This is a genomic window from Methanobrevibacter sp., assembly GCF_045636185.1.
Lineage (GTDB): Archaea > Methanobacteriota > Methanobacteria > Methanobacteriales > Methanobacteriaceae > Methanocatella.
Map to the genome: position 1 here is coordinate 1 of NZ_JAZTXC010000123.1, position 2,333 is coordinate 2,333.

The window sequence follows — 2,333 nt, forward strand, 5'->3', positions numbered from 1 at the left end:
CACGGTATATTGGTCAAAAACGACCATGGCGATTTATAGGAAATTCTTATGAAAACAATATTGATCACTATGATTCGATTTTATCAAAGATATTTATCTCCTTTAAAATCCACGAAATGTCCTTATTTTCCATCTTGTTCAGAATATGGATTAGAGGCAATTTCAAAATATGGAGCTTTTAAAGGGGGTATTTTAGCTTTATGGAGAATTATTCGTTGTAATCCTTTCTCAAAGGGAGGATACGACCCGGTACCTTAAAGGAGGAAAAATAATTGTTAGGTTTATTGGCAACACAGCATTCAGGATTTATTTTAGGTCCTATTGCTAAATTATTGGGTTTAATTATGAATGCCATCTTTGATATTATGAACAATTTTTTTGGCGTTCAGAACATTGGTTTAAGTATTATTTTATTTACAGTTGTAGTTTATATGTTTATGTTTCCATTAACATATAAACAGCAGAAGTTTTCAAAAATGAATGCAAAAATTTCTCCTGAAATCAAAGCGATTCAGAAGAAATATGAAGGAAGACAGGACCAGGCTTCTATGATGGCTATGCAGGAAGAAACAAAAGCTGTTTATGCAAAATATGGTGTTTCTCCTTCAGGAAGCTGTGTACAGTTAATCATTCAGATGCCAATTTTATTTGCATTATATCGTGTTATTTATAATGTACCTGCATATATTTCAAGTGTAAAAGACGCATTTATGCCATTAGTAAACAAGCTTTTTACTATGGACGGTGCAATTGAATACATGACTGAAGTAGGTGCAACAGTAGGTATTACTACAAAGAAATATGATTTTGCACAGTTAGATACATTTGTTGATGTATTAAATAAATTCCAGTCTGCAAACTGGACAGATTTAGCAACAAAATATCCTGAATTATCTGATTTAATTTTAAGTACTCAGTCTGAAATAGATCAGATGAATACATTCCTTGGTATTAATATTGCTTACTCACCATCGAACTTATTAAAAACAGGTTCTATCGTATTAATGGTTGGAGCCATTGCGATTCCTGTATTAGCTGCATTAACACAGTGGTTAAATACAAAATTAATGCCACAGATGGATATGTCTGATAATGAAAATAATGCAATGGGTCAGTCTATGAAACAGATGAACCTTATGATGCCTTTAATGTCAGCAGTTTTCTGCTTCACATTACCATCAGGTATGGGTCTTTACTGGATTGTAAGTGCAGTTGTAAGATGTGCACAGCAGATTGTATTAAATAAACATTTTGATAATATTGATTTAGATGCATTAATTCAGGCAAATCTTGAAAAATTAAATGAAAAACGTGCAAAACAGGGTCTTCCACCTCAGAAATTAAATGAAAAAGCAATTAAAGCAGCACAGGCAAAACCTGTAGATGAAGCAAAATTAGCTGCTAAAAAAGCTGCAACTGCCGAAAATATTAAAAAGGCAACTGCATATTATAATGATAATGCAAAGCCAGGCAGTCTTGCATCTAAAGCAAACATGGTTAAAAAGTTCGAAGAAAAGAACACAAAATAGTAAAGGGGAGGATTAAAAATGGATTACATTCAGGTAAGCGCAAAAACAGTAGAAGATGCTGTTTTAGAAGCAGCGATGAAACTTGCTACAACAAGAGAACATTTAGAATATGAAGTAATTGAAAAAGGCAGTGCCGGATTTTTAGGATTTGGTGCAAAACCAGCTGTAATTAAAGCAAGAGCTCTTTCTGATGAAGAAATTGCAAAAGCAGAAGTAAAAGCTGAGCCTGTAAAAGAAGTTGTAAAACAGGAAGTTAAAAAAGAAATCAAAAAAGAAGTAAAAAAAGCTGAGTCTGTGAAAGTAGAAACTGTTGAAAAAGCTGTTGAAGAAGTAAAAGCTCCAGTGAAAAAAGAAACAGTTACAGGAAAAGAAATTTCTGCTGAAGATTTCTTAAAAGATGTTTTCAAAGCAATGGATATGGTTGTTGATATCAAAGTTACTGAAAACAAAGAAGAAAAAACAATGGATATTGAACTTTCCGGAGATGAAATGGGTGTTTTAATTGGAAAAAGAGGACAGACACTTGATTCATTACAGTATTTAGTAAGTTTAGTAGTAAACAAATATAGCGATGAATATATTCGTGTAAAAATCGATACTGAAAACTATCGTGAAAGAAGAAAAGAAACTCTTGAAAATCTTGCGAGAAATATTGCTTATAAAGTTAAGAGAACAAGAAAAACAGTTTCTTTAGAACCAATGAATCCATATGAAAGAAGAGTGATTCATTCAGCTCTTCAGAATGACCGTTATGTTACTACCCACAGTGAAGGTGAAGAACCATACAGAAGAGTCGTAGTTACA

Annotated in this window: 3 protein-coding genes; all 3 read left to right on the forward strand. The window is 32.6% G+C overall.

Annotation, left to right across the window (positions count from 1 at the left end; all coding sequences use genetic code 11):
• Positions 1–48 precede the first annotated feature (48 nt).
• Positions 49–258, forward strand: a complete 210-nt coding sequence (gene yidD / locus ACKI3Q_RS07225) for a membrane protein insertion efficiency factor YidD (RefSeq protein ID WP_407415695.1) — start codon at positions 49–51, stop codon at positions 256–258.
• A 14-nt stretch (positions 259–272) separates the two neighbouring features.
• On the forward strand, positions 273–1,529 hold the full coding sequence (gene yidC, locus ACKI3Q_RS07230; RefSeq protein ID WP_407415697.1) for a membrane protein insertase YidC: 1,257 nt from the start codon (positions 273–275) through the stop codon (positions 1,527–1,529).
• 18 nt (positions 1,530–1,547) lie between these two features.
• The coding region (gene jag, locus ACKI3Q_RS07235; protein WP_407415699.1) for an RNA-binding cell elongation regulator Jag/EloR at positions 1,548–2,333 on the forward strand (786 nt) is incomplete at its 3' end.